This is a genomic window from uncultured Mucilaginibacter sp. (assembly GCF_903913935.1).
In the GTDB taxonomy this organism is placed as follows: Bacteria; Bacteroidota; Bacteroidia; order Sphingobacteriales; family Sphingobacteriaceae; genus Mucilaginibacter.
Genome location: NZ_CAIWNH010000215.1, coordinates 1 through 23,133 on the forward strand (window position 1 = coordinate 1; position 23,133 = coordinate 23,133).

The following is a 23,133-nucleotide window of genomic DNA, read 5'->3' on the forward strand; positions in this document are numbered from 1 at the left end:
AGGGAACTGATCAAAAAGATGGCGGAAACCTTCCGCATCCGCATCGAGATGCGGCAGATCGGCATGCGCCAGGAAGCCAGCCGCCTGGGCGGTATCGGTTCATGCGGGCGCGAGCTTTGCTGCTCTACCTGGCTGACTGATTTTAAAACGGTATCCACTTCTGCGGCACGCTATCAAAATCTTTCCTTAAATACCCTGAAGCTGGCGGGGCAGTGCGGCAAGTTAAAATGCTGCCTGAATTATGAGCTGGACACCTATATGGACGCCCTTAAATATATTCCCGATAATGTGAATGTTTTAAGGACGGAAAAAGGCGATGCCCGTTTGCAAAAAACGGATATCTTTAAAAAACTGATGTGGTTTAGCTATCCACGCGAAGAATCCTGGATCCCGCTGCCATTAGAAAGGGTTAGGGAAGTACAGAAAATGAACCGCGAAGGCATAATTCCGCCAGACCTCGGTGAAATCGTAGAAATAGAAACCAAACCGGTAAAAGTACTGGATTATGAAAACGTGGTAGGCCAGGACAGCTTAACCCGTCTGGACGAAAACCGCAACCGGAACAAAAACAAAAACAAGAGCCGGAATAAAAACCAACGGCCTGGCGGCAACGCCGGCGAAAACGGGCAACGCCCCGCAGGCAATGGGCAGCGACCTAACGGCACAGGCGGACAAAGGCCGGGAGCAGTGCAAGGCCCTCGGCCGGAAGGTACTCCTAGGCCTGAAAATACACCAAGACCTGAAGGTGCCCCAAGGCCGGAAGGCGCAGCAAGACCCGAAGGTGCTCCGAATAAAAAGAAAAAATTCAGGCCCAATAAAAACAGGCGAAACGACAATAACAAAGGGCCGCAGCCCGGTGGTGAATAAATGAAACGGATCGGAACACTATTTTTTTCAATGGTATTTAGCGCTTTTTTGCTGTTAACATCGGCCTGCGGCGATAAAAATGCCGTTTTGGATAAAAGCAGCGAAGTGGAAAACCTTCACTGGACCTACCTCAACCGGTTCCGGTTTGATGTGAAAATTGATGACGAAAAGATCCCCTATAACCTGGAGATGAATTTACGGGTTACTGGGGATTACAAATACTCCAATATTTTTGTGCTGATCACCCAGGTAAATCCTGAAAAAAAATCAGAAGTGACCCGCTATGAGTTGAAACTTGCCAACAAAGAAGGTGAATGGCTGGGCAAAGGGTCGGGTAATTTATACAGCTATCAGTCGCCGTTCAAAAGCTATTATAAATTCCCGGCAAAAGGCATTTACACTTTTTATATCGAACAGAATATGCGCGATAACCCGTTACGTGAAGTGAGCGACGTGGGGTTGAGGGTGGAGAAAGCTTTATAGGCTTTAATATTTTATTACTCTCTTCCTATTTACAAAACATACTGTTAATTTAGGCCGACAATCCTTAGCCTCAATTAGCAATGAAAAAAATCCTTTTATTCGTTTTTGTTGTGCCATTTATGGTGCACGCGCAAACCACAACACCTGAAAAAACTTCTTTTAATTCGGACAGCGCAAAAAACGCCAGCATCGTAAAATATTATACAAAAGTTATTGAGCAGTAACCGAATGACGGAAATGCTTTTTACAAACGAGGTGAAGCGCGGTTTAACCTTAACGATTACAATAATGCAATGACTGATTTGAACCAGGCCATCAGCCTTAATTCAAAAAACAGTAACGCCTATATGACCAGGGGCCGGATTAAATTTGCCCAAAAGGATTATAAAAACGCACTCAGTGATTTTATGCAAACAACAGCGCTTGATCCCAAAAATTCAGCAGCATATTATAATAAAGGACTTTCAGAGCGGTATCTCCAGGATTATAAAAGCGCGATAGCAGACTACACTATGGCAATTGCCATCGATCCAACCGACCCTGATTATTTTAACGACCGGGGTGTTTCCAAAAAAAATCTCGATGATTATAAAGGCGCAATAGAAGATTATTCACAGGCAATTACCCTTAATCCTAAGTTTGAAAGCCCCTATTATAACCGTGGCCTTGCAAAAAATAAATTAAAAGATTATAAAGGGGCTATTGACGATTTTAATAAGTCAATTGAACTAATCCCGGCTAATGCCGATGCTTATTATGGCCGGGGCGACTCAAAAAGATATATGGAAGATTTTAAAGGTGCAATTGAAGATTATACCAAAGTTATTTCGTTGGACAATGATATTGACGCATATAATGCCAGAGGGCTTTGCCGGTCGCACTTAGAGGATTATTTAGGGGCTATAATAGATTATAATAAAGCACTCGCTATAGATGCAAAATATGCTAATGCCTATTATAACCGTGCCCTTGCCAACGGCGGTCTAAAGAATCTGAATGACGCTCTTGACGACAACAACACCTATATCACCCTCGAACCAAAAGATCCCGACGGCTATTTTAAAAGGGCTAATACGAAATTTGAGCTGGAAGACTATAAAAGCGCCATTGACGATTATTCCGCGACTATCGCCCTCGACTCCCAATATATTGACGCCTGGTTTAACCGGGCCCTCTCCAAACGGTACCTAAATGATTTTAAAGGCGCCGGTGATGATTACAGCCAGGCCATTGTACTTGATCCTAAATATGAAGATGCCTATAATAACCGGGGCATCGTTAAAGTTCACTTAAATGATACTGCGGGCGCTTGTGCTGATTTTAAAAAGGCACTTGAATTAGGTAGTAAAGATGCGCCAGATAATATCGCAAAATTTTGCAAATAGGTATATTGCTGATTTAAACTGCTAAAGTTACCCTCTGGAATTGAAGCGGACCGGTGCTTTTAACTTACTGTTCCTGCTGTTATTAAATTTTCCATACCTTCGTTTTGCTAATATTTTTATCAAAATGAGCCTGTATATTTTAATCGCCTCCATTGTCATCCTTTTAATAGCCGTGCTTCTTTTTTTAAAGAAACCAGCTTCTGCCAACGACCTCGCCGCGGATGAATTGCTGCGCCTTAAAAATGATAACTCCTCCCTGAATATATCGCTTGCAAAAGCAGAGGAACGTGCCGCAGGATTAACGATGGAGCGGGATAAAGCCGACCGCCAATTGCAGGAAGAAAGAGAAAGATATGATCATCTGACCATTCGCCTTAACCAGGAATTACTTGTTGAAAAGAACAGGGTATCAAAGGCAGAAGAGCAACTGATTGCACAGCGCCAACGCCTTGCTGAACAGGAAGCGTCCATCAGGGAGATTCAGCAAAAGTTTCAGCTGGAGTTTCAAAATATCGCCAACAAATTGCTTGAAGAAAAATCTCAAAAGTTTATCGAGACCAACCGCAGCAGTATGGACATCCTGCTTAATCCCCTTAAAGAAAACATCAAAGCTTTCGAGGAAAAAGTGGATAAGGTTTATAACATGGAAGCCGCGGAACGCAATACCTTGAAAGGCGTTATCTCCCAACTGATGGAGCTGAACCAAACGATCAGCAATGAGGCGCAAAATTTAACCAAAGCCTTAAAAGGAGATAATAAAAAACAGGGCAACTGGGGCGAAGTGATCCTGGAGCGGGTGCTGGAGCGCTCGGGCCTGGTGAAAGACAGGGAATACCGCCTGCAAGCCAGTTTAACGGACGCTGAAGGCAATCGTCTGCAGCCCGACGCTATCATAGACCTCCCCGATGAAAAACACCTGATTATCGACTCAAAAGTGTCTTTAATAGCTTATGAGCGTTTGGTCAACGCAGAAACAGAAGAAGAACGCAAACTCTATTCAAAGGCGCATGTGGAATCGATAAGGGGCCATGTATTGAACTTATCCTCCAAAAACTACCACGACCTGTACCAGCTCAACTCCCCGGATTTCGTATTACTTTTTGTGCCGATAGAATCATCCTTCAGTTTTGCCGTACAAATTGATGCCGAATTGTTCAGCGATGCCTGGGATAAGCGGGTGGTGATCGTAAGTCCGTCCACTTTACTTGCAACATTGCGTACTATAGCCAGCATCTGGAAACAGGAGCGCCAAAACCGAAACGTGCTGGAGATTGCCCGCCTCAGCGGCGCCATGTACGACAAATTTGTCGGCTTTATCGGCGACATGGAAGGCATCGGCAAAAATATCAAACTAAGCCAAAACGCTTATGACAGCGCCATCGGCAAACTCACCGAAGGCAACGGCAACCTTACCAAAACCGCTGAAAGAATTAAAGGGTTAGGGGCAAAAGCGAATAAGCAATTGGATCAGAAATATATTGGGGAGGAATAGCCTACAACTCTACCGTCGGCGATAAAATAATGAAATAGGGCAAAGGGTAGCCGCTATGCGGCAAATTTTTCTTGTTGCTTTTTCTACAAAGGGGTAGGCCCTATGGGCCAGGCTGTTTACGGTTATAATTACAACAGCATCAAAATGCCGGACAATCTTTTACTTCGGAAAAAAAATGAGCCGTAGGCTCAACCCCTTTGTAGAATAAACCCAAAACAAAGTATTGCCGCATCGCGGCTACCCTTATTCAACCAACAGGTCGTGAAAAATATATTGTTCGTCGTAATCAACGGCATAATGTTGTAGTATTTCAAGATATTCTTCCCTGAATGTTTTTTTCGCGTGATGTTGTTTTTGATTTAAAATATAATTAACCACACCATCAATTTGAGTTCGGCTATTGCTGAATGCGCCATACCCGTCCTGCCAATGAAATTTTCTTTTCGTAAAGCCTTCTTTATTGATGAATTCAGCACTATCTCCTTTTACCAATCGCATCAAATCAGAAATAGATTGTTTCGGATTTAATCCGATAAAAAGATGCAAATGGTCGGGCATATTATTTATTGCCAATAATTTGTGGCCGTTTTTTTGCACCACGCCGGTAATATATTTTTGAAGGCGATCTTCCCATTGTTCTTCTATTACCGCCTTTCTATATTTTACAGCAAATACAAAATGGATATATAATTGGGTAAAGGTGTTTGACATTTTGATCCAGGTTTTCACAAAAATAATAAACGCGGGCGAAGGGTAGCCGCTACGCGGCAATTTTTTTCATTATTGTTTTCTACAAATGGGTAGGCCCTATGGGCCAATCAGAACGATAATTGGTATTAAAACACACAGCAAAACACATCCCATGGTATCGTAGGTGTCACAACTAAAAACAATAAGCAGCGAGCTTAGAAATATGTTTCAATAAAATGAACGCTAAAAGTCTAACATGTTAAAAATGAGCCATAGGCTCAACCCCTTTGTAGAAAAACACACCCACGCTATATTGCCGCGTAGCGGTTACCCTTAACCATATGACCATTTTCAAAATTACTAATGAAAAGTTAGACTATTTAACATTGCAAAAAGTGACCCGAAAGCGCAACTCCTTTAAGTGAGGAAACTAATAAGCAATCGAATAAAAAGTATAATGAAAAATAAAACCCTTTTAGCTATGAAAAAAATTTATTCCCCACGTTCAACAATAATATAGTTGATAAACAGCATGATTTAAATCATTTTGTTCACAGTCATAATCCCTTATGAGTCCATATTCATTAAAAAAGGAAATATTAAAGCCTTCCTCTATATCATTGTACCATATCACCCTTCTTTCAGAGATACTGACAACGAAAAAACCACCTGCTTCTTTTCCGTACCCTTCTTCATGGTCCCATTTTTCAGGGTTAATTTTTATATTTTTCCAAAAAACAAATAATTCCTTCTTATATAAATCGCTGTCAAGAAATCTTTCTCCCTCTTCAATTTATCATTTAGCTTTTCAAATGAAATTGGCTTCCACATAAAAATATACTATAATTAAAAGCCCCCTTTAGGAAGCCGGGCTAAACGCATTCCATCCCTGCGCTTTCAACGGATGACTATTCCCTGCCTTGGTAATTAAATTGCAGCCGGCTGCACGCTCTGTAATATACCCGATAATGGTAATATCCATTTTAAACTTGATCTTGTCGTAGTCGGCTTGTTTAACGGTAAACAGGAGCTCGTAATCCTCGCCGCCACTCAGGGCGCAAACCGTTGGGTCAAGGTTAAATTCACGGGCCGTTTCAAATGTCATCGGGTCCAGGGGGATTTTATCTTCGTATAAATTACACCCTTTATTGCTTTGCTTGCAGATATGCAATATTTCGGATGCAAGGCCGTCGGATACATCGATCATCGAAGTAGGTTTCACTTCAATATCTTTCAGCAACTCAATAATATCCCTGCGGGCCTCCGGTTTTAACTGGCGTTCAACAATATAATCCTTTCCTTCCAGGTCGGGTTGAATATTTGGATTTTCCAGGTAGATCAATTTCTCACGCTCAAGCAATTGCAACCCGGTATAAGCACCGCCTAAATCACCCGAAACACAAATCAGGTCGCCCTCTTCGGCGCCATTGCGGTACACAATATCTTTTTCATCAGCATAACCTATTGCCGTTACGCTGATCACCAGGCCTTGTTTTGATGAACTTGTATCACCACCGACCAAATCAACATTATATTTTTCGCAGGCCAAATAAATCCCTTCATACAACTCTTCAACCGCTTCCAAAGGAAATTTACTGGAGATCCCTATCGAAACCGTAACCTGCGAGGCTATGCCATTCATCGCATAAATGTCACTCAGGTTTACCTGGATCGCTTTGTAGCCCAAATGTTTCAATGGGGTATAGGCCAGGTCGAAATGGATCCCTTCCAAAAGCATATCGGTTGAAACCAATACCTTTTTTCCGTCAAAATCAAGCACCGCGGCATCGTCGCCAACCCCTTTTATGGAGCTTTTTTGGGAAATTTTTATATTTTCAGTCAAATAGTTGATCAGGCCAAATTCGCCCAGGGATTCAATATTCGTTTTTTCTTTATTATCAAACAATGTCATTATCTTTTCTTTAATCAGTACAAGTAAAAAGCCTCTATCGGTCTGGAGTAAAAAAGCGCAACCTTTAAACACTATACCGCCGAAGGCGGGAAAAATTTTTATAAAAACAGCCCTTTCATAAATCAATACCCTAATATCAACATGATGCCTTAAAATCGGTGAAATCCTTCTAAAATCAGTGAAATCACCATACTATAATCCTAAACTGGCCGAGATCTCCAGCATTCTTTCAATTGGCTTTACGGCTTTCTCAATAATATCCTGCGGCACGCTAATTTCCGGCATTTCATTTTTTAAACACAAATACAATTTCTCCAATGTATTCCTTTTCATATGTGGGCAATCATTACAGGCGCAATTATTATTTGGCGGCGCCGGTATAAATGTTTTACCAGGGTTTTCTTTTTCCATCTGGTGAATAATCCCAGATTCTGTAGCCACTATAAATTCTTTATCCTCGTTTTTGGAAGCATAATTTAAAATCCCGGTGGTCGACCCTATATAATCAGCCATTTGCAGGATAGCTTCTTCACATTCAGGATGTGCCAGCAGTTTAGCACCCGGATGACGTTCTTTGAGTTTGGTAATTTTCTCTCTCGAAAATATCTCATGTACCATACAGGCGCCGTTCCATAAAACCAAATCCCTACCTGTTTTCTTTGCAACATAAGCCCCCAGGTTTTTATCCGGACCGAAGATGATCTTCTGGTCTTTTGGCAGGCTTTCCACAATGCCCACCGCGTTGCTCGATGTGCAAACAATATCGCTCATGGCTTTCAGTTCGGCTGTGCAATTCACATAAGTGATCACCATGTGGTCAGGATATTGTTCTTTAAATTTCCTGAACAGGTGCGGCGGGCAGCTGTCGGCCAGTGAGCAGCCTGCTTTTATGTCGGGTAGTAAAACTTTTTTTGACGGAGATAAAATTTTGGCTGTTTCGGCCATAAAATGAACGCCTGCAAAAACAATAATGTCGGCATCTGTTTTTGCGGCTTGCTGCGATAATCCCAAACTATCGCCAATGTAATCGGCGATATCCTGGATATCAGGTTCCTGGTAATAATGAGCAAGAATAACAGCATTCTTTTCTTTTTTTAGCTTTTCAATTTCATCAAAAAGATCAAGGGTCGGATCGATAAATTCGTCCGCAAAACCTTTCACATTTATTTCTTCGAAGGTATCCATTTCAACAATTCAATTAATAACAATTAGTTTTATAAGTATAAAGAACCTATTGTTATTGGTGTGTTAGTTATGTGTAAAATTAGTTTTTAAAAACGGCCTTTATATTTTTTCTAATTACTTTTCCACAGAAAATCTTTATTTTATTTTGGTTATTTAATTGATTTTAAGATGTATTTAATAAGCAACTATTAATTTAAAAACTTTTTTGTTAATACTTTATTACTTTCTAAAATGTTAGCTTTGGCTGTTTAGCTGCGCAAAAGTCGGTTAAAAATATATAAGTTCAGCACCAAAAATAGGGTTTATCCACCTGGTAATTACTTATTAGGTTTTTGTTTACATAAAATTAACATGTTTTATACCGGTTATTAACATGGCTGGTTATATTACAAATAGCGAATAAAATTTATGACTAAAACTGTGGATTTCCTGGTTGTAGGATCAGGTATAGCGGGATTGAGTTTTGCCCTTAAGGCGGCGAAGCATGGTAAAGTTCTGATAGTTACGAAATCAAATGAAGATGAATCGAACACTAAGTATGCCCAGGGTGGGGTTGCAGTTGTTGTTGATAAGAAGGATGATTCTTTCGAAAAGCACATTCACGACACCTTAATATCCGGAGATGGCCTTTGTGATAAAGAAGTGGTTGAAGCCGTAGTAAAAGAAGGACCTGCGCGGATCAATGAAATTATTGATTACGGAACCAACTTTGATAAGACAAATGAGGGCCTTTACGACCTGGCGAAAGAAGGTGGCCATTCTGAATTCCGTGTGCTGCATTATAAAGATATCACCGGTTTCGAGATAGAACGGTCATTATTGGAGCAAATCCATAACAATCCTAATATTGAGATTTTAACCCATTATTTCGCGGTTGATTTAATTACACAGCATCATTTAGGGGTTTTAGTGGGTAAATCAACTACCGATATCACCTGCTATGGTATTTACGCTTTTAATAACCATACCAAGAATGTTGAAAAGATTTTGTCAAAGGTTACAGTAATGGCTTCAGGAGGTGCTGGTCATATTTATTCGATAACAACTAATCCAACTATTGCTACCGGTGATGGTGTTGCTATGGTATACAGGGCTAAAGGTAAAGTAAGGAATATGGAATTTATCCAGTTTCATCCTACAGCTTTATATAATCCAGGTGAGTACCCTTCGTTTTTGATTTCAGAAGCGGTGCGTGGTTTTGGAGGAATATTAAAACGCACTAATGGCGAAGAGTTTATGCAGGAATATGATGAGCGTAAATCATTAGCGCCCAGGGATATAACCGCAAGAGCTATTGATGCAGAGATGAAAAAGTCAGGGGAGGATTTTGTTTACCTGGATATTCGGCATCGTAGTAAAAAAGACATTTTAAAACATTTTCCAAATATTTATGCCAAATGCCTGAAGATAGGCATTGACATGACCAAGGATATGATTCCGGTGGCGCCTGCTTGCCATTATATGTGCGGTGGGGTAATGGTTGATCATGTAGGTCGTTCTTCCTTACTGAGGCTGTATGCCTGTGGTGAGTGTTCATCCACCGGTTTGCATGGTGCTAATCGTTTAGCGTCAAATTCTTTGTTAGAAGCGCTGGTATTCGCACACAGGATCTATGAGGATGCTATAATGCAATTTAAGGATATAATAATTCCTGAGAATATACCAGATTGGGATGAAAAAGGGGTACAGCTATCCAATGAAGATATACTGGTAACCCATAATGTGCGCGAAATGCAAAAAGTGATGAATGATTATGTGGGTATCGTCCGCTCCGATTTCAGGCTGGAAAGGGCTATGCGGCGTTTAGGTTTATTGTACGAAGAAACAGAAGATTTTTATAAAAAGACTAAGTTATCTGTAAAGCTTTGTGAATTAAGAAATTTGATCCAGGTTTCATTTTTAGTTGTGAAATCTGCGATGATTAGGAAAGAAAGTAGGGGTTTGCATTCTACGACGGATTATCCTTTTCATGCGGATATTATAGAGGATACTGTGTTTTGATATAAATATGAATAAAAAGGCAAAATATAAAGACATCTTTTTTTTGTTTGTATTATTTATTTTTCTGGTAATTTCAATATTTCGGCATTTTTCTGACGGATATATTTTAACAGTAAATTTATACCTTGGGTTTATCTGTTTATTTATCACTACCGTATTAAGAATTAAAGATGGCAAAAGAGCCAAAGTATTTTTGATTTGCCTCTTGATGCTGGCTGCGTTTAATATAATATCATTTACTGTTGAAAATATATCTTTTGGGAAAAGTGCCATTTATAACGTTGGTATATTTTATTTTTCTTTACCAGGAATAAATCCTTTGTTTTTATTTGCGTTAGGTATTTACTCTGCTATTGACTATAGGTTTTCTATAAAAATTTATAAGATAGCTTTTGGACTATCTGATAAAGAAGCGAATGAAGAATATAGGAAAACAACGGAATTGTATTATAAAAGATTTAGTACTTGTACAATGGAAGAGTTGGATTTTGCGCTAAAGAATATAAAAGAGTATCCTCATGCGGCTCAGGAAGCATTAAAAATCGTTATTGAAAAAAGAAATGAAGGGGAATAAAAGAGCGGAAAACGGGATTCGAACCCGCGGCCTTCAGTTTGGGAAACTGATGCTCTACCAGCTGAGCTATTTCCGCTTATTGTGCATTTCAAATTTATAATAAAAATAATAATTTTCACCTTTTTATTTAAAAGCAGCATTTGGTAAACCTATTATATGGGTGACTTCTTTATTGTTTGTAGATCTATCTATATTATAAAATGAAAGGATGCTTAAATATTTATTATTGGTGTTTTTTTCTTTTTGTATTTGGATAGATTTTATCATAGACGCTTCGAAAAAGGAGTTTTGTGGTTTATAGGTGATGACACTGTCAATATAGACGGGCAAATTCCTTTCGCTTTTTTCTATTTTGAATTTTTTAAGTAATTGATCATAATTTAAAAGTTGTGTTTCGGGGTTTAAACTTAGGGTAGCAATACCGTTAGCCGCATTATTACCATATATTAGAGTGTCGCCGGGTGTTTTATCCACTTTAATATTATTTATATTGTTTGGGTTGATAAGAATATTACAGAAGTATGTTTGCAAGGTTTGCGTTCTTATTTTAAAAATAGCTATTGAACAACTTTTAAACCATGAGGTATCTTTATTAAGTTCATACTCCGTTTGCCCGAAACTTGTTATTGATAATAATAAAAAGAAGCTTGTTAATGATATTTTTATCATAAATGTGATGTTTAATCTTATGTTTGAGTATTCCAAATATAGGTAATCACGAAATAGGTAAGTCAAGACTCAATAATTATATTCATGCCAATTATTCTCCCCGTAAAAAATATTACCCCATCCTGGGGAAACGACTGTTTTATTGCGCCAAATGCTACTATTGTTGGCGACGTGGTAATGGGGGATAATTGCTCGGTATGGTTCAACGCGGTCATCAGGGGAGATGTGCATTATATAAAAATTGGCAACAAAACCAATATACAGGATGGCGCGGTTATTCACTGTACTTATATGTATGCGCCAACCAATATTGGTAATTGTGTTTCCATAGGGCACAACGCCCTGGTCCACGGTTGTACGGTACACGATAATGTATTGATAGGGATGGGAGCTATTGTGATGGATCATGTTATTGTTGAGGAATATGTGATCATTGCTGCCGGCGCCATCGTGCTCGAAAAAACAATTTGCGAATCAGGTTATATTTATGCCGGGATTCCGGCTAAAAAAATAAAACCGATAACTGATCAGCAAAGGGCTATGCTTAAAAAGTTACCGGATAATTATGTTATGTATGCTGATTGGTTTAAGGAGTAGAAGGCTCTTTTGGTATAATAATTTCTGTCTCCTGTTCCCAGTTTGGCCTTAAGGTAATTACAGTTGGGTTAATCCATATATTTTCGGGTAGTAATCTTAAATGTACGTTGCCGCTATCCCATTTGCCGTTTTTATTATCATCATATACTACACTGATATTATATTTACCGGTGATATAGTCTTTATAAACTATCGGTCCAGATTTATGGATCACATCTTTTCGTAAAATATGATTCCGGTCATCCAATAACTGTACGATATATGATTTACCGCTATCTGGCACGGTTACCTTCAACGTTAGCAAGCTGTAATTTTCAGGTTTATTAAGTGAAAAATGTTTGATGGCGCCTTTATTTTTTTCTGCGTAAATATCCGTAAAAGCTCCGGCGTTATAAACTAAGGTATAATTGGCGTTTTGCTTCCACTTGTAATCAACAGTAAATTTCCTGGTATTAGCCGTATCTCTGACAATGGTAAAATTGCTTACCTCGTTGGAGTCTTCTTTTAAAGTGATCAGTGCCGGATCAAACGATTCTATCGGGTAACTTGCCGTGGCGATAAGTGGTGTACGTGGTTTTAGTTTTAAATCACTCAGGTTGTATTGAAAAGTGAGGATCCTGAGGAAAGATTCTTTTTTTCCTTTTCTCAGTGCTAAAGTGTCCAATGGCTTGTTATTATCTAAAATCGTAACTCTTAACGAATCGAAATCCATATTGCGCATATAGACAGTAGCTGTGTCATTCGTCTTGTTTATTTCTGCAATTTTGTATTTATCAAAATCAGGCGGGTAAACTATTTTTATGGATGGATTATCCAAACTTTTATTGAAGAAAAAAGATATCTTACCATCCTGGTCAAAATGTTGCTTTTCCAGCAGTTTAAATTTTTCAGGTGTTTCTTTAAAAAGCTTCAATTCTATATTTGAAGTATCACGCTGCAGGTTGATTATATTTCTGGTAAAGGCGATCAGCTCTTTATCATTATCATATATTTTATTTCCGCCGTTTATTTCCTTAAGGGCATAAATTTTGTATTTGCCATCATGCAGGTTATTGAGCGAAAAATTACCACTGGTGTCCGTTGTAGTAAATATGGTTGGTTTCTTTTTTCCAAAAAGTAAGGAGTCCTGTTTTAAAGTAAAAAGCATTACTGTTGCTTCTTTTTCCCTTTCACCAGTTGTGGTATTGATTACCATACCCGACATACTTAACGAATCTATATGTGGACCGGTTGAAAAAACGTAGGTGAAATTTTTCATCACGTTACTTTCATTTACATCAGCTATTGCCTTTCCGAAATTGATCACGTAGGTAGTATTTTTTTCGAGCGAATCTTTTAGTTTGATGATCAAACTTTTTTTGCTCGTTTTATACTCCGGTATTTTTGTCTGGGCGGGGCTCATCGTAATTTCGGTAAAACTATTTGTTAATTTAAAATACTCATCAAAATCCAGTTGGATAGTGTTGGCCTTAAAATTACGGGTCATGTTTGGCGGCGTTGCCTTTAATAATTTCGGCGGATCATGGTCCCTGGGGCCTCCGGTTATTGATTGCCGGTTAGCACAGCCCATCAACATCAAAAAACCGGGTAAAATCAGGGCTAAAAATGAGCTTTTTTTGTTTAACATAGTTTTTAAGCGATTCAGGCGATTTTTATCTTTTGATGATGCCTGATATTAAAAATTAAAAATAATTAATTTAATCAAATATTTTTATAATCGTTTGTATTTCAATTAATTATAAGTCTATCTGGAGATATGAACCATTAAAACCGAAATATCAGACGGTGTTACGCCCGAAATCCGTGATGCCTGGCCCAGGGTACGCGGTTTTATCTTCATTAATTTTTCCCGTGCTTCTTTTGATAGTGAATTAAGTTGATGGTAATTAAATTCAGGATTTATTTCCTTGTCTTCCATTTTCCTCATCCGGTCAACGATGTCTAATTCCTTTTCAAAATAACTCTCATATTTGATTTTTATTTCAGCCTGTTCAATAGTTTCTTTATCATAGGCTAATAATAAATTATTTAAAGTGTCGTCAGCTTTTCGCAAATCATTAAACCCTATTTGAGGGCGGCTTAATAAATTGAAGAGTTTTGTGTTTTGGCTAAGTGCGCTTGTTCCCATTTCTTCCAGCAAACTGTTAACGCTTGCCGGGTCTATTGATTTTGATTTTGTGTATGCCACAATATCGTCGGAGTTTTTTATTTTGTTGTTTACTTTTTCAAGGCGCTCGTCGTTGATCAATCCCAATTCATGTCCCATTGGGCTTAACCTGATGTCGGCATTGTCCTGGCGCAAAAGCAAGCGGTGTTCAGCCCTTGAAGTAAACATGCGGTAAGGTTCTTCCGTTCCTTTGGTTACCAGGTCATCAATCAATACACCGATATACGACTCCGAGCGTTTCATGATCAGTTCATGCTTATCATTTATTTTTTGATGGGCATTAATACCGGCAATAAATCCCTGCGACGCCGCTTCCTCATAACCGGTGGTTCCATTGATCTGCCCGGCAAAATAAAGGTTACTGATTAGTTTAGTTTCCAGGGTCAGCCCAAGTTGGGTAGGGGGGAAATAATCATATTCAATTGCATAGCCCGGCCTGAACATTTTAGCATTTTCAAAGCCCGGTATTTGGATCAGTGCCTTATATTGAATATCCTCTGGCAGCGACGTAGAGAAGCCGTTGACATATATTTCAACTGTGTTCCATCCTTCTGGCTCCACAAATATCTGGTGACGTTCTCTTTCAGCAAAGCGATTTATTTTATCTTCAATGGATGGGCAATACCTCGGTCCTAAGCCTTTGATGCGCCCTGTAAACATAGGCGACCGTTCGAAGCCTTCTTTTAAGGTTTCGTGTACTTTATTATTGGTATAAGTGATCCAGCAGCAGCGTTGGTCTTTGGCTAATTCAACGTCAGTGTATGAGAAACGGCCACGCTCTTTATCGCCCCATTGTTCCTCCATTAAGGCATAGTTGAGGCTTCGGCCGTCTACCCTTGGAGGTGTTCCGGTTTTCATTCTGCCTGAATCAAACCCCAATTCGACTAATTGTTCGGTTAAGCCTGTAGCAGCTTTTTCACCTGTGCGGCCACCACCAAAGCGTTTTTCTCCTATATGGATAACCCCATTTAAAAAAGTGCCGTTGGTTAATACTACCGCGTCTGATGCTATTTCTATACCCAGTGATGTTCTTACGCCAGCTATTGTATTATTTTTTACCAATAGCGATGTGACGGTATCTTGCCAAAAATCTACATTTGGGGTACGCTCCAAAGCTAAACGCCACTCTTCTGCAAAGCGCATCCGGTCGCTTTGTGCCCGTGGGCTCCACATTGCGGGGCCTTTTGAGCGGTTAAGCATCCTAAATTGAAGTGATGTTTTATCTGTGATGATACCAGAGTACCCTCCAAGTGCATCAATTTCTCTTACAATTTGTCCTTTGGCTACGCCTCCCATAGCCGGGTTGCAGCTCATTTGAGCTATAACACCCATATTCATGGTAATTAAAAGCACAGAGGAACCCAGGTTAGCTGCTGCCGCAGCCGCTTCACATCCGGCATGGCCGGCACCTACTACAATTACACTATATTTTTTAAACATGTTTATATTGATGTCTGCACCTATGGTGCTTGTTCCAATGTTCCACGTGGAACATTATTTATTTTGCAGGGACACAGAATTTTCTATCCCTACGGTATGAAATTATTATCCATATTCCACGTAGAATATATTATAGAACCCGATATATTGCGCCTCTACGGATAAAGTATTCTGCAATCTGCCAATACAAAGCTATTTATTAATCGCCGATGTTCCACGTGGAACATTAAATAATGATAATAATGCTACAAACGCCCAGACGCCCTCTAATGCCACAAATGGATAAAAACTGATCATGTATGAAGAAAAACAGCAGACCCCGGCACCAATAAGGTTTAATAGTTTATAGGTGTTGCTTTGTGCTGGTAGTTTTTTATATAGATTTAATAAAAAGGCTACCAGTAATATCACAACACCAATAGATGCCAGGAGATCGGATGTTTTCATTTAGGCTTCTTTTAATTCGGTCAGTTCAATCCAGCGCATGCTCTTTTCGTCCAGTTTGCTGTTTAACGTGGCAATTTGCTTTAATATATCATTAAGCTTATTCGTATCAATGCCTGCAACATTTAATTGTTCATTCTTGTCCTGCAGTTGTTTTTCAATAAAGGTTATTTCGCTTTCAATGGTCTCCAGCTCTTTAGTCTCTTTAAAACTTAATTTATTTTTTTTAGGCTGGGCAGCAACGGGAGTTTCAGCAACGTTGCTTTTTTTGCTTTGCTGTTTGTTTTCTTCCAATTCCAACCGGTACGATGAATAATTGCCATTATAGATCTTTACATGACCGTTTGGTTCCATAATGAAAAGCTGGTCGGTTAGCTTATCCAATAAATACCTGTCGTGTGATACGATCATTAATACGCCGGTATAATTGGTTAAAAACTCTTCCAGTACATTCAGCGTATCAATATCCAGGTCGTTTGTAGGCTCATCCAGAATTAAAAAGTTGGGGTTTTTCATCAGGATGCTCATCAATTGCAGCCTTTTCTTTTCACCACCACTTAGTTTGGATATAAATCCATATTGTTTTGCCGGCGGGAAAAGAAACAAAGTGAGCAGGGCAGAGGCGGAGATCAGCTTCCCGTCTGCCATGGTAATAAACTCTGCTACAATTTTTACAATATCAATAACCCGCTCGTCTTCTTTAAAAACGATGCCCGACTGATGAAAATAACCAATAACGGTAGTTTCGCCTTTATCAATAATACCTTTATCTGGCATTAACCCGCCGGTGATCAGGTTTAATAAGGTTGATTTACCACTGCCATTCTTTCCCGCTAAACCTATTCTATCGCCTTTTTTAAATATATAGCTAAAATTGTTGATATAAGTATGCCCGTTGAATGATTTATAAAGATGATTCATCTCCATTATTTTATTCCCCTGGCGTGCAGTTTTTACGGTTAACTCAACTTTTTGCTTGGCGCCGCCATTTTTGGTTTTATCCTCCAGCTCGTAAAAAGCATCAATCCTTGCTTTTGATTTGGTGCCGCGTGCCTGGGGCTGGCGGCGCATCCATTCCAGCTCTTTTCGCAATAAGTTGGAGTTCTTCTGGAATGCGGCTTCATCTGCACTTTCGCGTTCTGCCTTTTTCTCTAAATAATAGCCGTAATTGCCTACATAGGGGATGATCTTGCCTTTGTCAATCTCTAATATCTCGTTACACACATTATCCAAAAAATACCTGTCGTGCGTAACCATCAATATGGTTTTTGAGCCATCGGTCAATAATTTTTCCAGCCATTCTATGGTGTCAATATCCAAATGGTTGGTAGGTTCATCCAGTATATAGATGTCAGGATCCTCGATCAGTAATTTGGCCAATGCCAAACGCTTTTTCTGGCCACCCGATAGGGTGGTGATCTTTTGGTTGAGGTGATGAATATCAAGTCGTCCTAATATGGTTTTTATCTTGTACTCATATTCCCAGGCATCAATGTTACCCATCTCTTCCATTACCTCTTCAATCGCCCTTGAATTTTCCGGGTCGTTTTCCAGTAATTCCTCATACTTCCGGATCAACTGCTGCTGGATATCGTCGGCATGAAAAATATAATCACTTATCGTAATGGCATCTTTAAAGCCGGGGTCCTGCTCAAGGTAACCGAGATTGAGGTCGCGCATTTGTGCTACCTTACCTTCGGTAGGTTTTAAGCTGCCCGCAAGTAACTTAAGGAGTGTAGATTTTCCGGCGCCATTTATTCCAACAAGCGCCACCCTCCGGCCACGGTTGACCCCAATAGATACGTTCCTGAATAGCCAATGGTCATGAAAAGAGTGGCCTAAATTTTCGGCAGAGATATATGTACTCACGCTATTTGTTTTATTTGGTCGGACAGGTGTATAAAAACACCCTCCTGTTGTTTTAATGATTGTTTATACATAGCCATAGCTACGGTTTTAGCCGGGATACTCCGGTATTTTTTTAGTCCGCCCATCAATAGAGGATCAATCACCTTAAATAATAGGGTAACGATCTTTTCTTCAACCCTGTTTTTCTCCGTCCTTTCGCCGGTTAAAAATGATGGCCGGTAAATGTGCAGGCATTTTAGTCCCACCTTTGTAATATCTTCTTCCACTTCGCCCTTTGTCTTCATATAAAAAGTAGAAGAACCAGCGTCTGCGCCGAGCGCCGAAACCAAATGATATTGCTTAATGCCATTCTGCAAGCCTATCTTCGCCATCTGTACCGGGTAATCATGGTCGATCTTCCGGTAGACAGCCTGGTCTGGCGTTTTTTTGCGCGTTGTACCCAGGCAACAAAAAATTGCCTGCCCGTTTATTTCCGCGGCATAGTCCTCCAGCTTGTCAAAATCAACGACAAGCTGTTTTAGTTTCTGATGTGCTATGGGTAATTCTTTACGGACCAAAATCACAATATCCTTATATTCAGAACTTTGCAATAAAATATCGAGTAATAAACCTCCGATTAATCCGCTTGCACCCGCTATGATCGCTTTGGCCACCTGGTATCAAATTTTTTGCAAAAATACATATAATTAATTTGTACCCGACTTTTACCATCTGTCTAAATTTTTGTAAAACAGAGCCTCTTGTTGTATGGCTCAAAATGCGCAAACAAACTGTGTGGTTGTATGTTATACCAATAATTCGATTCATTTGAAACCGAGGCACAATCCTGACAACAATAAAGGATCACCCCAAAACTTTAAGGTCGCTCAAAGCTTTCAAATTTTATTGAGATATTTTTTTTTTAAAATGAATACAGTTATATGGCAGAAGAAATAGCAATTCCGGGCTGGAAAAAGTGGCTCGAAGGTATCGGCGACCAGGTGGGCTTTTTTATAAATTTTTTCAGGAACATTTTTACCGGTGGGTTTGAGTGGTCAGAATTTGTGCGGCAGTGTTATGAGATCGGCTACCGGTCTATGATGCTGGTGGGCATTACCTCATTTATTATGGGAGTGGTTTTAATTGTGCAACTCCGCCCAACACTTGTTGCCTTTGGTGCAGCCAGCATGTTACCCAAAACCCTGGCCGTTTCCTTTATCAGGGAAATCGGGCCAGTAATCATCGCCATTATATGCGCCGGTAAGATAGCTTCCAGCATTGGCGCGGAACTGGGCAGTATGAAAGTAACGGAACAACTGGACGCCATGGAAGTATCCGGGGCAAATCCGCAGCAATATTTGGTAGTTACCCGTATCCTGGCAACAACTATTATGGTGCCTATTTTATCGGTGATTGGCGATGTAATAGGTCTTTTTGGAGGTTTTCTGGCACTAAACCTACGGGATAACATGAGTTTTAGCCTCTATTTTACCAAAGTTGTGGCTTCAATTGATTTCTCGGATTTCTTACCTGCCTTTATCAAAACCATATTCTTTGGCTTTGCTATAGGTTTTGTCGGATGTTTCAAAGGCTTTAGTTCCAATAAAGGTACAGAAAGTGTCGGCATTGCGGCAAATTCAGCGGTAGTAACCGCCTCGTTATGGATCTTCGTTATTGATGCCATCGCCGTGCAGGTAACCAGTTTATTGTTTTATAAATAGGACGAAGATGGAAGTAGTGAGGACAAATAACGATCAAAAGGAGACCGCGAAAAGCAAAAATGAAGCGGTAATTTCCATTAAGGGCTTGAAAAAATCCTTCGGAGAAAAAGAGGTGTTAAAAGACATTAACCTTGAATTGAAAAGGGGCGAGAATATAGTTGTTTTAGGGAGATCGGGCACAGGCAAATCTGTAACTATCCAATGTATAGTGGGTTTGCTAAAGCAGGATGCAGGCTCGCTTACCGTATTTGGCGATGAAGTTGCCGATATGGACGACAAACAGCTGAAGGACCTAAGGATAAAAATCGGCTTTTTGTTTCAAAGCGGGGCCTTGTATGATTCGATGACCGTTAGAGAAAATTTAGAATTTCCACTAACACGGGTCTTAAAATTAACCGACAAGGCAGAAATTGATAAAAGGGTTGAGGCTGCCCTGGATGGGGTTGGCTTACTTGAATCTATAGATAAACTGCCGTCTGATTTATCTGGTGGTATGCGGAAAAGAGCAGGCCTGGCGCGTACGATCATTGTAAACCCGGAGATCATCTTATATGATGAACCAACAACCGGGCTTGACCCGATCACCTCGAGAGAGATCAGTGATTTGATATTGAGTATACAAAAAAAATATAAAACATCATCTATCATCATTACTCACGATATGGAATGTGCACGGATAGCAGCCGACCGCATGATGATCATGGATAATGGAGAATTTATAGCCGAAGGTACTTTTGAAAGCCTTCATAAATCAAACAACAAAATTGTAACATCTTTTTTTAAAGACATATTATGAAAACAACATCCAGCCAAAAGATAAAAATCGGCTTATTTACTTTTACGGGCCTGCTGGTACTGGTGCTGGCCATTTTCTTTATAGGGAACAGAAAGAATCTTTTCAGCTCAACATTTGCGGTATACGGTACCTTTAAAAACGTAAACGGCCTGCAGGTAGGGAATAACGTGCGTTTTGCCGGCATTAATGTAGGCGTGGTACAGGCTATTAACATAGTAACCGATAGCGCTGCGCGGGTTGACCTCACCTTAAACAGCAACGTCAAAAAATTTATAAAAAAGGATTCGAAGTTAAGCATTGGCAGCGATGGCTTAATGGGCGATAAATTGGTTGTTATAGCTCCCGGCGGTATTACAAGCACGGAGGCAGTACACAACGGAGATCAATTAACCGCCGTTAATCCTATAGATGTAGACAAAATAATTGCTAAAATGACTAAAGTGATTGACAATGCAGAAACGCTGACAGGCGGATTGTCGCAAATTGTGGCTAAAGTAAACAGCGGGCAGGGAAGTATTGGGCGGTTATTGAACAGCGATAAATTGTCAAAGGATCTGGAAGGAACAGTTCGGCAGGCGAAAACTACCATGCAAAATGTGCACAAAACGACAACTACTTTGAATACAGACCTGAAAGCGGCTCAAAGTAACTTTTTGTTGAAGGGATTTTTTAAGAAGAAAAAGAAAAAGGAGCAGCAGGATTCGATAAAGAAGGCTGAGGCAGCAGGAACACCCGCAACGCAACAATAATTAGGAATCGGCCATAAAACATAAATAGCCTGCAAACGCGCAAAATAGGGTTAACGCTAAAAACATAATCAGGCCGTCTGAAATCCCTGGTCATTTTTCAAAACCACAGCCTGCTGTTTTTTCAATTTCTCGTTATGCAAAAACCGCCAGTGTATTCCGCCTAATATCAACGCGGCAATGCCCTGGCCCATTAAGGTATCATTTGGGCCGATATATTTGGAGATGGTACCCACCAGTAAACCACCCAGTGGCTGCATGCCGAAAAATGCCAGCGCGTAAAAGCTGATCACCCGGCCCCGCATTTTTGGATCAGCAGTTGTTTGAATGATGGTATTGGTGACTGTGATCTGCGACATCATGCCGAAGCCGGCGATAGTAACAAACAATAAAGCCAGCCAGTAAGTATGCTCATGCGAAAAAAGGACAAGCCCGGCGCCGAAAACCAGGGTATTGACGAAGAGGATACTCCTGAGGTCGGTTCCGGATTTTAGGGATGCCAGGAAAATAGCGCCGAAAAATGCGCCGAGGCCTATAAAACTATCTATTACACCAAATGTTGTTGCCGTGCCATGGAAAACGTCACGGGCATAATAAGGAACCAGGGTGCTGAAGGGTAAAACCAGTAAACTAACCAGCGCCAGCATGATCAGTACAAACGATATGGACGGTGTCCGTTTAATATAGGTCCAACCCTCTTTTAGTTCGCCATAGACATTTTTTTTATGTATAAAATGTTTATATTCAGGCAATTTCATCATTAAAAGCGAAATAATTACCGCAACAAAGCTTAAGGCGTTCAATAAGAAACATGCGCCATCGCCAACACCCTCCAAAACAAGTCCTGCAAGCGCGGGTCCAACAATACGCGAAAGGTTGACCATAGAAGAATTAAGAGCGAGCGCATTGGGCAGGTCTTCCTTATCCTCCACCATTTCGTAAACCAACGATTGCCTTGCGGGCACATCAAATGCATTGATGATGCCTAATATTACGCTTAAGGTTAAAATTTCCCAAACCTCATAATGTTTAAGCAGGATGAGTATAGCCAATAAAACTGCCTGTATCAGCGAAGCCACCTGGGTGGTAAGCAAAACTTTATACCGGTTATACCTGTCGGATACCACACCGCCGATGAGCGAAAATATAAATGCCGGAAAAAGGCTGGCAAAAAGCGTTAGCCCCAGCATAAAAGTGGAGTGGGTTAAAGTATATATCACCCAGCTTACGGCGGTCTTTTGCATCCAGGTGCCAATCAGCGAAATAGATTGGCCGGTAAAAAATAAACGGTAATTGCGGCTTTTAAAAGCCCTGAATGTTCTTGCGTTTTTAATGGTTTCTGCGCTCATTTAAATCCTTTCTTTCTCACTTAAATTCAATCAGCTTGGTAAATGGAACAATTATTTTCTTTAGCATTTCCTTTTCTTCCGGGGTGCAGGTTTTTTCAATCGCATTAAGCAGCCATTCATCGCGCTCATTTTTAAACTGCAAAAAGATTTTTTCGCCCTCTTCGGAAAGAGAAATGTTTACTTTTCTCTTATCAGTTTCAGAAGGTACCCGGATGATATACCCCATTTCAAACAAATGATTCAAAACCTGCGACATGCTCTGGTTCGTGATCATTTCCATAGCCGCAAGTTCGCTGGGTAGTAAACCCCTATGCTCATATAACAGACCCATGGTTGATCGCTCGGTGAAAGAGAATTTTTGGCCGGTGGGCGATTCTTTCCTTATTTTTTTGATCAAAATCAATGAAATATCTCGGCTGAACTTCAATCTTCACTCGCGCTGACTTCCGGCGCCTTGAGAGCAAATTATCTCGGCAATCTCGGTCAATTGGATGCGATAAATTTCGGAGTCGGGATCCAATCTCACCGCCTCCCGGTACTCTGCTTCGGCTCCAATATAATCGCCCTTCTCCTGCAAGATCTCGGCCAATATGCTGTGGCCGATGTCGTTCCCACCGCGGATGACTCGATGCTCTCTTATTCTGGTAGCCGCCGCCTTCCCCGTCGGTCTGGTAGGTGCGGGGGTCGTCTCCGCCGGTTCGGGACCTGCCGCCTTTTCCACCACCGGTTTCAGCTTCGGCGCGGGTGTTCTTCGCTGACTTCCGGCG

22 protein-coding genes, 1 tRNA gene and 1 pseudogene are annotated in these 23,133 nt (G+C 40.4%); 11 read left to right on the forward strand and 13 right to left on the reverse strand.

Annotated elements, in window-relative coordinates; translation table 11 throughout:
• From QZY09_RS08065 to rmuC, 5 genes and pseudogenes are all read left to right on the forward strand, one after another.
• A partial coding sequence (locus tag QZY09_RS08065) for a regulatory iron-sulfur-containing complex subunit RicT (protein WP_295670763.1) occupies positions 1–867 on the forward strand: 867 nt, incomplete at its 5' end.
• Positions 868–1,350, forward strand: coding sequence for a gliding motility lipoprotein GldH (locus tag QZY09_RS08070; RefSeq protein WP_295670765.1), 483 nt, complete (start codon positions 868–870; stop codon positions 1,348–1,350). It abuts the gene before it with no gap.
• 80 nt (positions 1,351–1,430) lie between these two features.
• Positions 1,431–1,574, forward strand: coding sequence for a hypothetical protein (locus QZY09_RS08075; RefSeq protein WP_295670769.1), 144 nt, complete (start codon positions 1,431–1,433; stop codon positions 1,572–1,574).
• A gap of 27 nt (positions 1,575–1,601) precedes the next feature.
• Positions 1,602–2,735 (forward strand): annotated as a pseudogene (locus tag QZY09_RS08085) (tetratricopeptide repeat protein); the annotation flags it as partial.
• Between the two features lie 124 nt (positions 2,736–2,859).
• On the forward strand, positions 2,860–4,227 hold the full coding sequence (gene rmuC / locus QZY09_RS08090; protein WP_295670772.1) for a DNA recombination protein RmuC: 1,368 nt from the start codon (positions 2,860–2,862) through the stop codon (positions 4,225–4,227).
• 243 nt (positions 4,228–4,470) lie between these two features.
• Here rmuC and tnpA read toward each other — a convergent pair whose 3' ends face one another.
• The 3 genes from tnpA to nadA all read right to left on the reverse strand — a co-directional run bounded on the left by tnpA (position 4,471) and on the right by nadA (position 8,014).
• Complete coding sequence (tnpA, locus tag QZY09_RS08095) at positions 4,471–4,938, reverse strand: IS200/IS605 family transposase (RefSeq protein WP_295670774.1); 468 nt, start codon at positions 4,936–4,938, stop codon at positions 4,471–4,473.
• 838 nt (positions 4,939–5,776) lie between these two features.
• Positions 5,777–6,823 (reverse strand): thiamine-phosphate kinase, encoded by a 1,047-nt coding sequence (gene thiL / locus QZY09_RS08100; protein WP_295670830.1) that lies wholly within the window; start codon positions 6,821–6,823, stop codon positions 5,777–5,779.
• 198 nt (positions 6,824–7,021) lie between these two features.
• Complete coding sequence (nadA, locus tag QZY09_RS08105) at positions 7,022–8,014, reverse strand: quinolinate synthase NadA (RefSeq protein ID WP_295670777.1); 993 nt, start codon at positions 8,012–8,014, stop codon at positions 7,022–7,024.
• A 408-nt stretch (positions 8,015–8,422) separates the two neighbouring features.
• On the opposite strand from nadA, the gene nadB reads away from it, so the two are divergent.
• Both nadB and QZY09_RS08115 read left to right on the forward strand, forming a co-directional pair.
• Positions 8,423–10,015, forward strand: a complete 1,593-nt coding sequence (gene nadB, locus QZY09_RS08110; protein WP_295670780.1) for an L-aspartate oxidase — start codon at positions 8,423–8,425, stop codon at positions 10,013–10,015.
• Between the two features lie 7 nt (positions 10,016–10,022).
• Positions 10,023–10,589: a hypothetical protein gene (locus QZY09_RS08115; RefSeq protein ID WP_295670782.1), complete on the forward strand. Its 567-nt coding sequence runs from the start codon at positions 10,023–10,025 to the stop codon at positions 10,587–10,589.
• A 3-nt stretch (positions 10,590–10,592) separates the two neighbouring features.
• On the opposite strand, the gene QZY09_RS08120 is transcribed toward QZY09_RS08115, so the two are convergent.
• Together QZY09_RS08120 and QZY09_RS08125 are read right to left on the reverse strand one after the other, a co-directional pair.
• Positions 10,593–10,665: transfer RNA gene (locus QZY09_RS08120), tRNA-Gly, on the reverse strand.
• Between the two features lie 47 nt (positions 10,666–10,712).
• On the reverse strand, positions 10,713–11,258 hold the full coding sequence (locus QZY09_RS08125) for a hypothetical protein (protein ID WP_295670784.1): 546 nt from the start codon (positions 11,256–11,258) through the stop codon (positions 10,713–10,715).
• Between the two features lie 84 nt (positions 11,259–11,342).
• Here QZY09_RS08125 and QZY09_RS08130 point away from each other — a divergent pair, with 84 nt between their 5' ends.
• Complete coding sequence (locus tag QZY09_RS08130; protein ID WP_295670787.1) at positions 11,343–11,855, forward strand: gamma carbonic anhydrase family protein; 513 nt, start codon at positions 11,343–11,345, stop codon at positions 11,853–11,855.
• Here the strand turns inward: QZY09_RS08130 and QZY09_RS08135 are convergent.
• The 5 genes from QZY09_RS08135 to QZY09_RS08155 all read right to left on the reverse strand — a co-directional run bounded on the left by QZY09_RS08135 (position 11,845) and on the right by QZY09_RS08155 (position 18,428).
• Complete coding sequence (locus QZY09_RS08135; RefSeq protein WP_295670790.1) at positions 11,845–13,482, reverse strand: Ig-like domain-containing domain; 1,638 nt, start codon at positions 13,480–13,482, stop codon at positions 11,845–11,847. The genes QZY09_RS08130 and QZY09_RS08135 overlap by 11 nt on opposite strands.
• Positions 13,483–13,599: 117 nt before the next feature.
• Positions 13,600–15,462 carry a tRNA uridine-5-carboxymethylaminomethyl(34) synthesis enzyme MnmG gene (mnmG, locus tag QZY09_RS08140; RefSeq protein ID WP_295670794.1) on the reverse strand — a complete coding sequence of 621 codons (1,863 nt, stop codon included), beginning with the start codon at positions 15,460–15,462 and terminating at the stop codon, positions 13,600–13,602.
• 192 nt (positions 15,463–15,654) lie between these two features.
• Positions 15,655–15,909 (reverse strand): hypothetical protein, encoded by a 255-nt coding sequence (locus QZY09_RS08145; protein WP_295670797.1) that lies wholly within the window; start codon positions 15,907–15,909, stop codon positions 15,655–15,657.
• Positions 15,910–17,775, reverse strand: coding sequence for an ABC-F family ATP-binding cassette domain-containing protein (locus QZY09_RS08150; RefSeq protein ID WP_295670799.1), 1,866 nt, complete (start codon positions 17,773–17,775; stop codon positions 15,910–15,912).
• Entirely contained in the window at positions 17,772–18,428 is a 657-nt protein-coding gene (locus QZY09_RS08155; protein ID WP_295670802.1) for an NAD(P)H-binding protein, read from the reverse strand. Before QZY09_RS08155 ends, QZY09_RS08150 begins: the two co-directional genes overlap by 4 nt.
• A gap of 267 nt (positions 18,429–18,695) precedes the next feature.
• On the opposite strand from QZY09_RS08155, the gene QZY09_RS08160 reads away from it, so the two are divergent.
• Genes QZY09_RS08160 through QZY09_RS08170 form a run of 3 tightly spaced genes read left to right on the forward strand, consistent with a single transcriptional unit; the run spans position 18,696 to position 21,020 of the window.
• A complete protein-coding gene (locus QZY09_RS08160) occupies positions 18,696–19,475 on the forward strand; it encodes an ABC transporter permease (RefSeq protein ID WP_295670805.1) in 780 nt (259 codons plus the stop codon).
• Between the two features lie 7 nt (positions 19,476–19,482).
• Entirely contained in the window at positions 19,483–20,271 is a 789-nt protein-coding gene (locus QZY09_RS08165; protein WP_295670809.1) for an ABC transporter ATP-binding protein, read from the forward strand.
• Positions 20,268–21,020 carry an MlaD family protein gene (locus QZY09_RS08170; RefSeq protein ID WP_295670813.1) on the forward strand — a complete coding sequence of 251 codons (753 nt, stop codon included), beginning with the start codon at positions 20,268–20,270 and terminating at the stop codon, positions 21,018–21,020. Before QZY09_RS08165 ends, QZY09_RS08170 begins: the two co-directional genes overlap by 4 nt.
• A 68-nt stretch (positions 21,021–21,088) precedes the next feature.
• Here the strand turns inward: QZY09_RS08170 and QZY09_RS08175 are convergent, their stop codons facing one another.
• From QZY09_RS08175 to QZY09_RS08185, 3 genes are all read right to left on the reverse strand, one after another.
• The gene (locus QZY09_RS08175; RefSeq protein ID WP_295670816.1) at positions 21,089–22,366 is read right to left on the reverse strand and encodes an MFS transporter; all 1,278 of its coding nucleotides are present in this window, start codon (positions 22,364–22,366) and stop codon (positions 21,089–21,091) included.
• A 16-nt stretch (positions 22,367–22,382) separates the two neighbouring features.
• Positions 22,383–22,763 carry a MarR family transcriptional regulator gene (locus tag QZY09_RS08180; RefSeq protein ID WP_295670821.1) on the reverse strand — a complete coding sequence of 127 codons (381 nt, stop codon included), beginning with the start codon at positions 22,761–22,763 and terminating at the stop codon, positions 22,383–22,385.
• Positions 22,764–22,796: 33 nt separating this feature from the next.
• The coding region (locus tag QZY09_RS08185; protein ID WP_295670824.1) for a tetratricopeptide repeat protein at positions 22,797–23,133 on the reverse strand (337 nt) is incomplete at its 5' end.

Coding starts and splice junctions, on each gene's coding strand:
- QZY09_RS08070 (WP_295670765.1), top strand. CDS start 868: ATGAAACGGATCGGAACACTATTTTTTTCAATGGTATTTAGCGCTTTT.
- QZY09_RS08075 (WP_295670769.1), top strand. CDS start 1,431: ATGAAAAAAATCCTTTTATTCGTTTTTGTTGTGCCATTTATGGTGCAC.
- rmuC (WP_295670772.1), top strand. CDS start 2,860: ATGAGCCTGTATATTTTAATCGCCTCCATTGTCATCCTTTTAATAGCC.
- tnpA (WP_295670774.1), bottom strand. CDS start 4,938: ATGTCAAACACCTTTACCCAATTATATATCCATTTTGTATTTGCTGTA.
- nadA (WP_295670777.1), bottom strand. CDS start 8,014: ATGGATACCTTCGAAGAAATAAATGTGAAAGGTTTTGCGGACGAATTT.
- nadB (WP_295670780.1), top strand. CDS start 8,423: ATGACTAAAACTGTGGATTTCCTGGTTGTAGGATCAGGTATAGCGGGA.
- QZY09_RS08115 (WP_295670782.1), top strand. CDS start 10,023: ATGAATAAAAAGGCAAAATATAAAGACATCTTTTTTTTGTTTGTATTA.
- QZY09_RS08125 (WP_295670784.1), bottom strand. CDS start 11,258: ATGATAAAAATATCATTAACAAGCTTCTTTTTATTATTATCAATAACA.
- QZY09_RS08130 (WP_295670787.1), top strand. CDS start 11,343: ATGCCAATTATTCTCCCCGTAAAAAATATTACCCCATCCTGGGGAAAC.
- QZY09_RS08135 (WP_295670790.1), bottom strand. CDS start 13,482: ATGTTAAACAAAAAAAGCTCATTTTTAGCCCTGATTTTACCCGGTTTT.
- mnmG (WP_295670794.1), bottom strand. CDS start 15,462: ATGTTTAAAAAATATAGTGTAATTGTAGTAGGTGCCGGCCATGCCGGA.
- QZY09_RS08145 (WP_295670797.1), bottom strand. CDS start 15,909: ATGAAAACATCCGATCTCCTGGCATCTATTGGTGTTGTGATATTACTG.
- QZY09_RS08160 (WP_295670805.1), top strand. CDS start 18,696: ATGGCAGAAGAAATAGCAATTCCGGGCTGGAAAAAGTGGCTCGAAGGT.
- QZY09_RS08165 (WP_295670809.1), top strand. CDS start 19,483: ATGGAAGTAGTGAGGACAAATAACGATCAAAAGGAGACCGCGAAAAGC.
- QZY09_RS08170 (WP_295670813.1), top strand. CDS start 20,268: ATGAAAACAACATCCAGCCAAAAGATAAAAATCGGCTTATTTACTTTT.
- QZY09_RS08175 (WP_295670816.1), bottom strand. CDS start 22,366: ATGAGCGCAGAAACCATTAAAAACGCAAGAACATTCAGGGCTTTTAAA.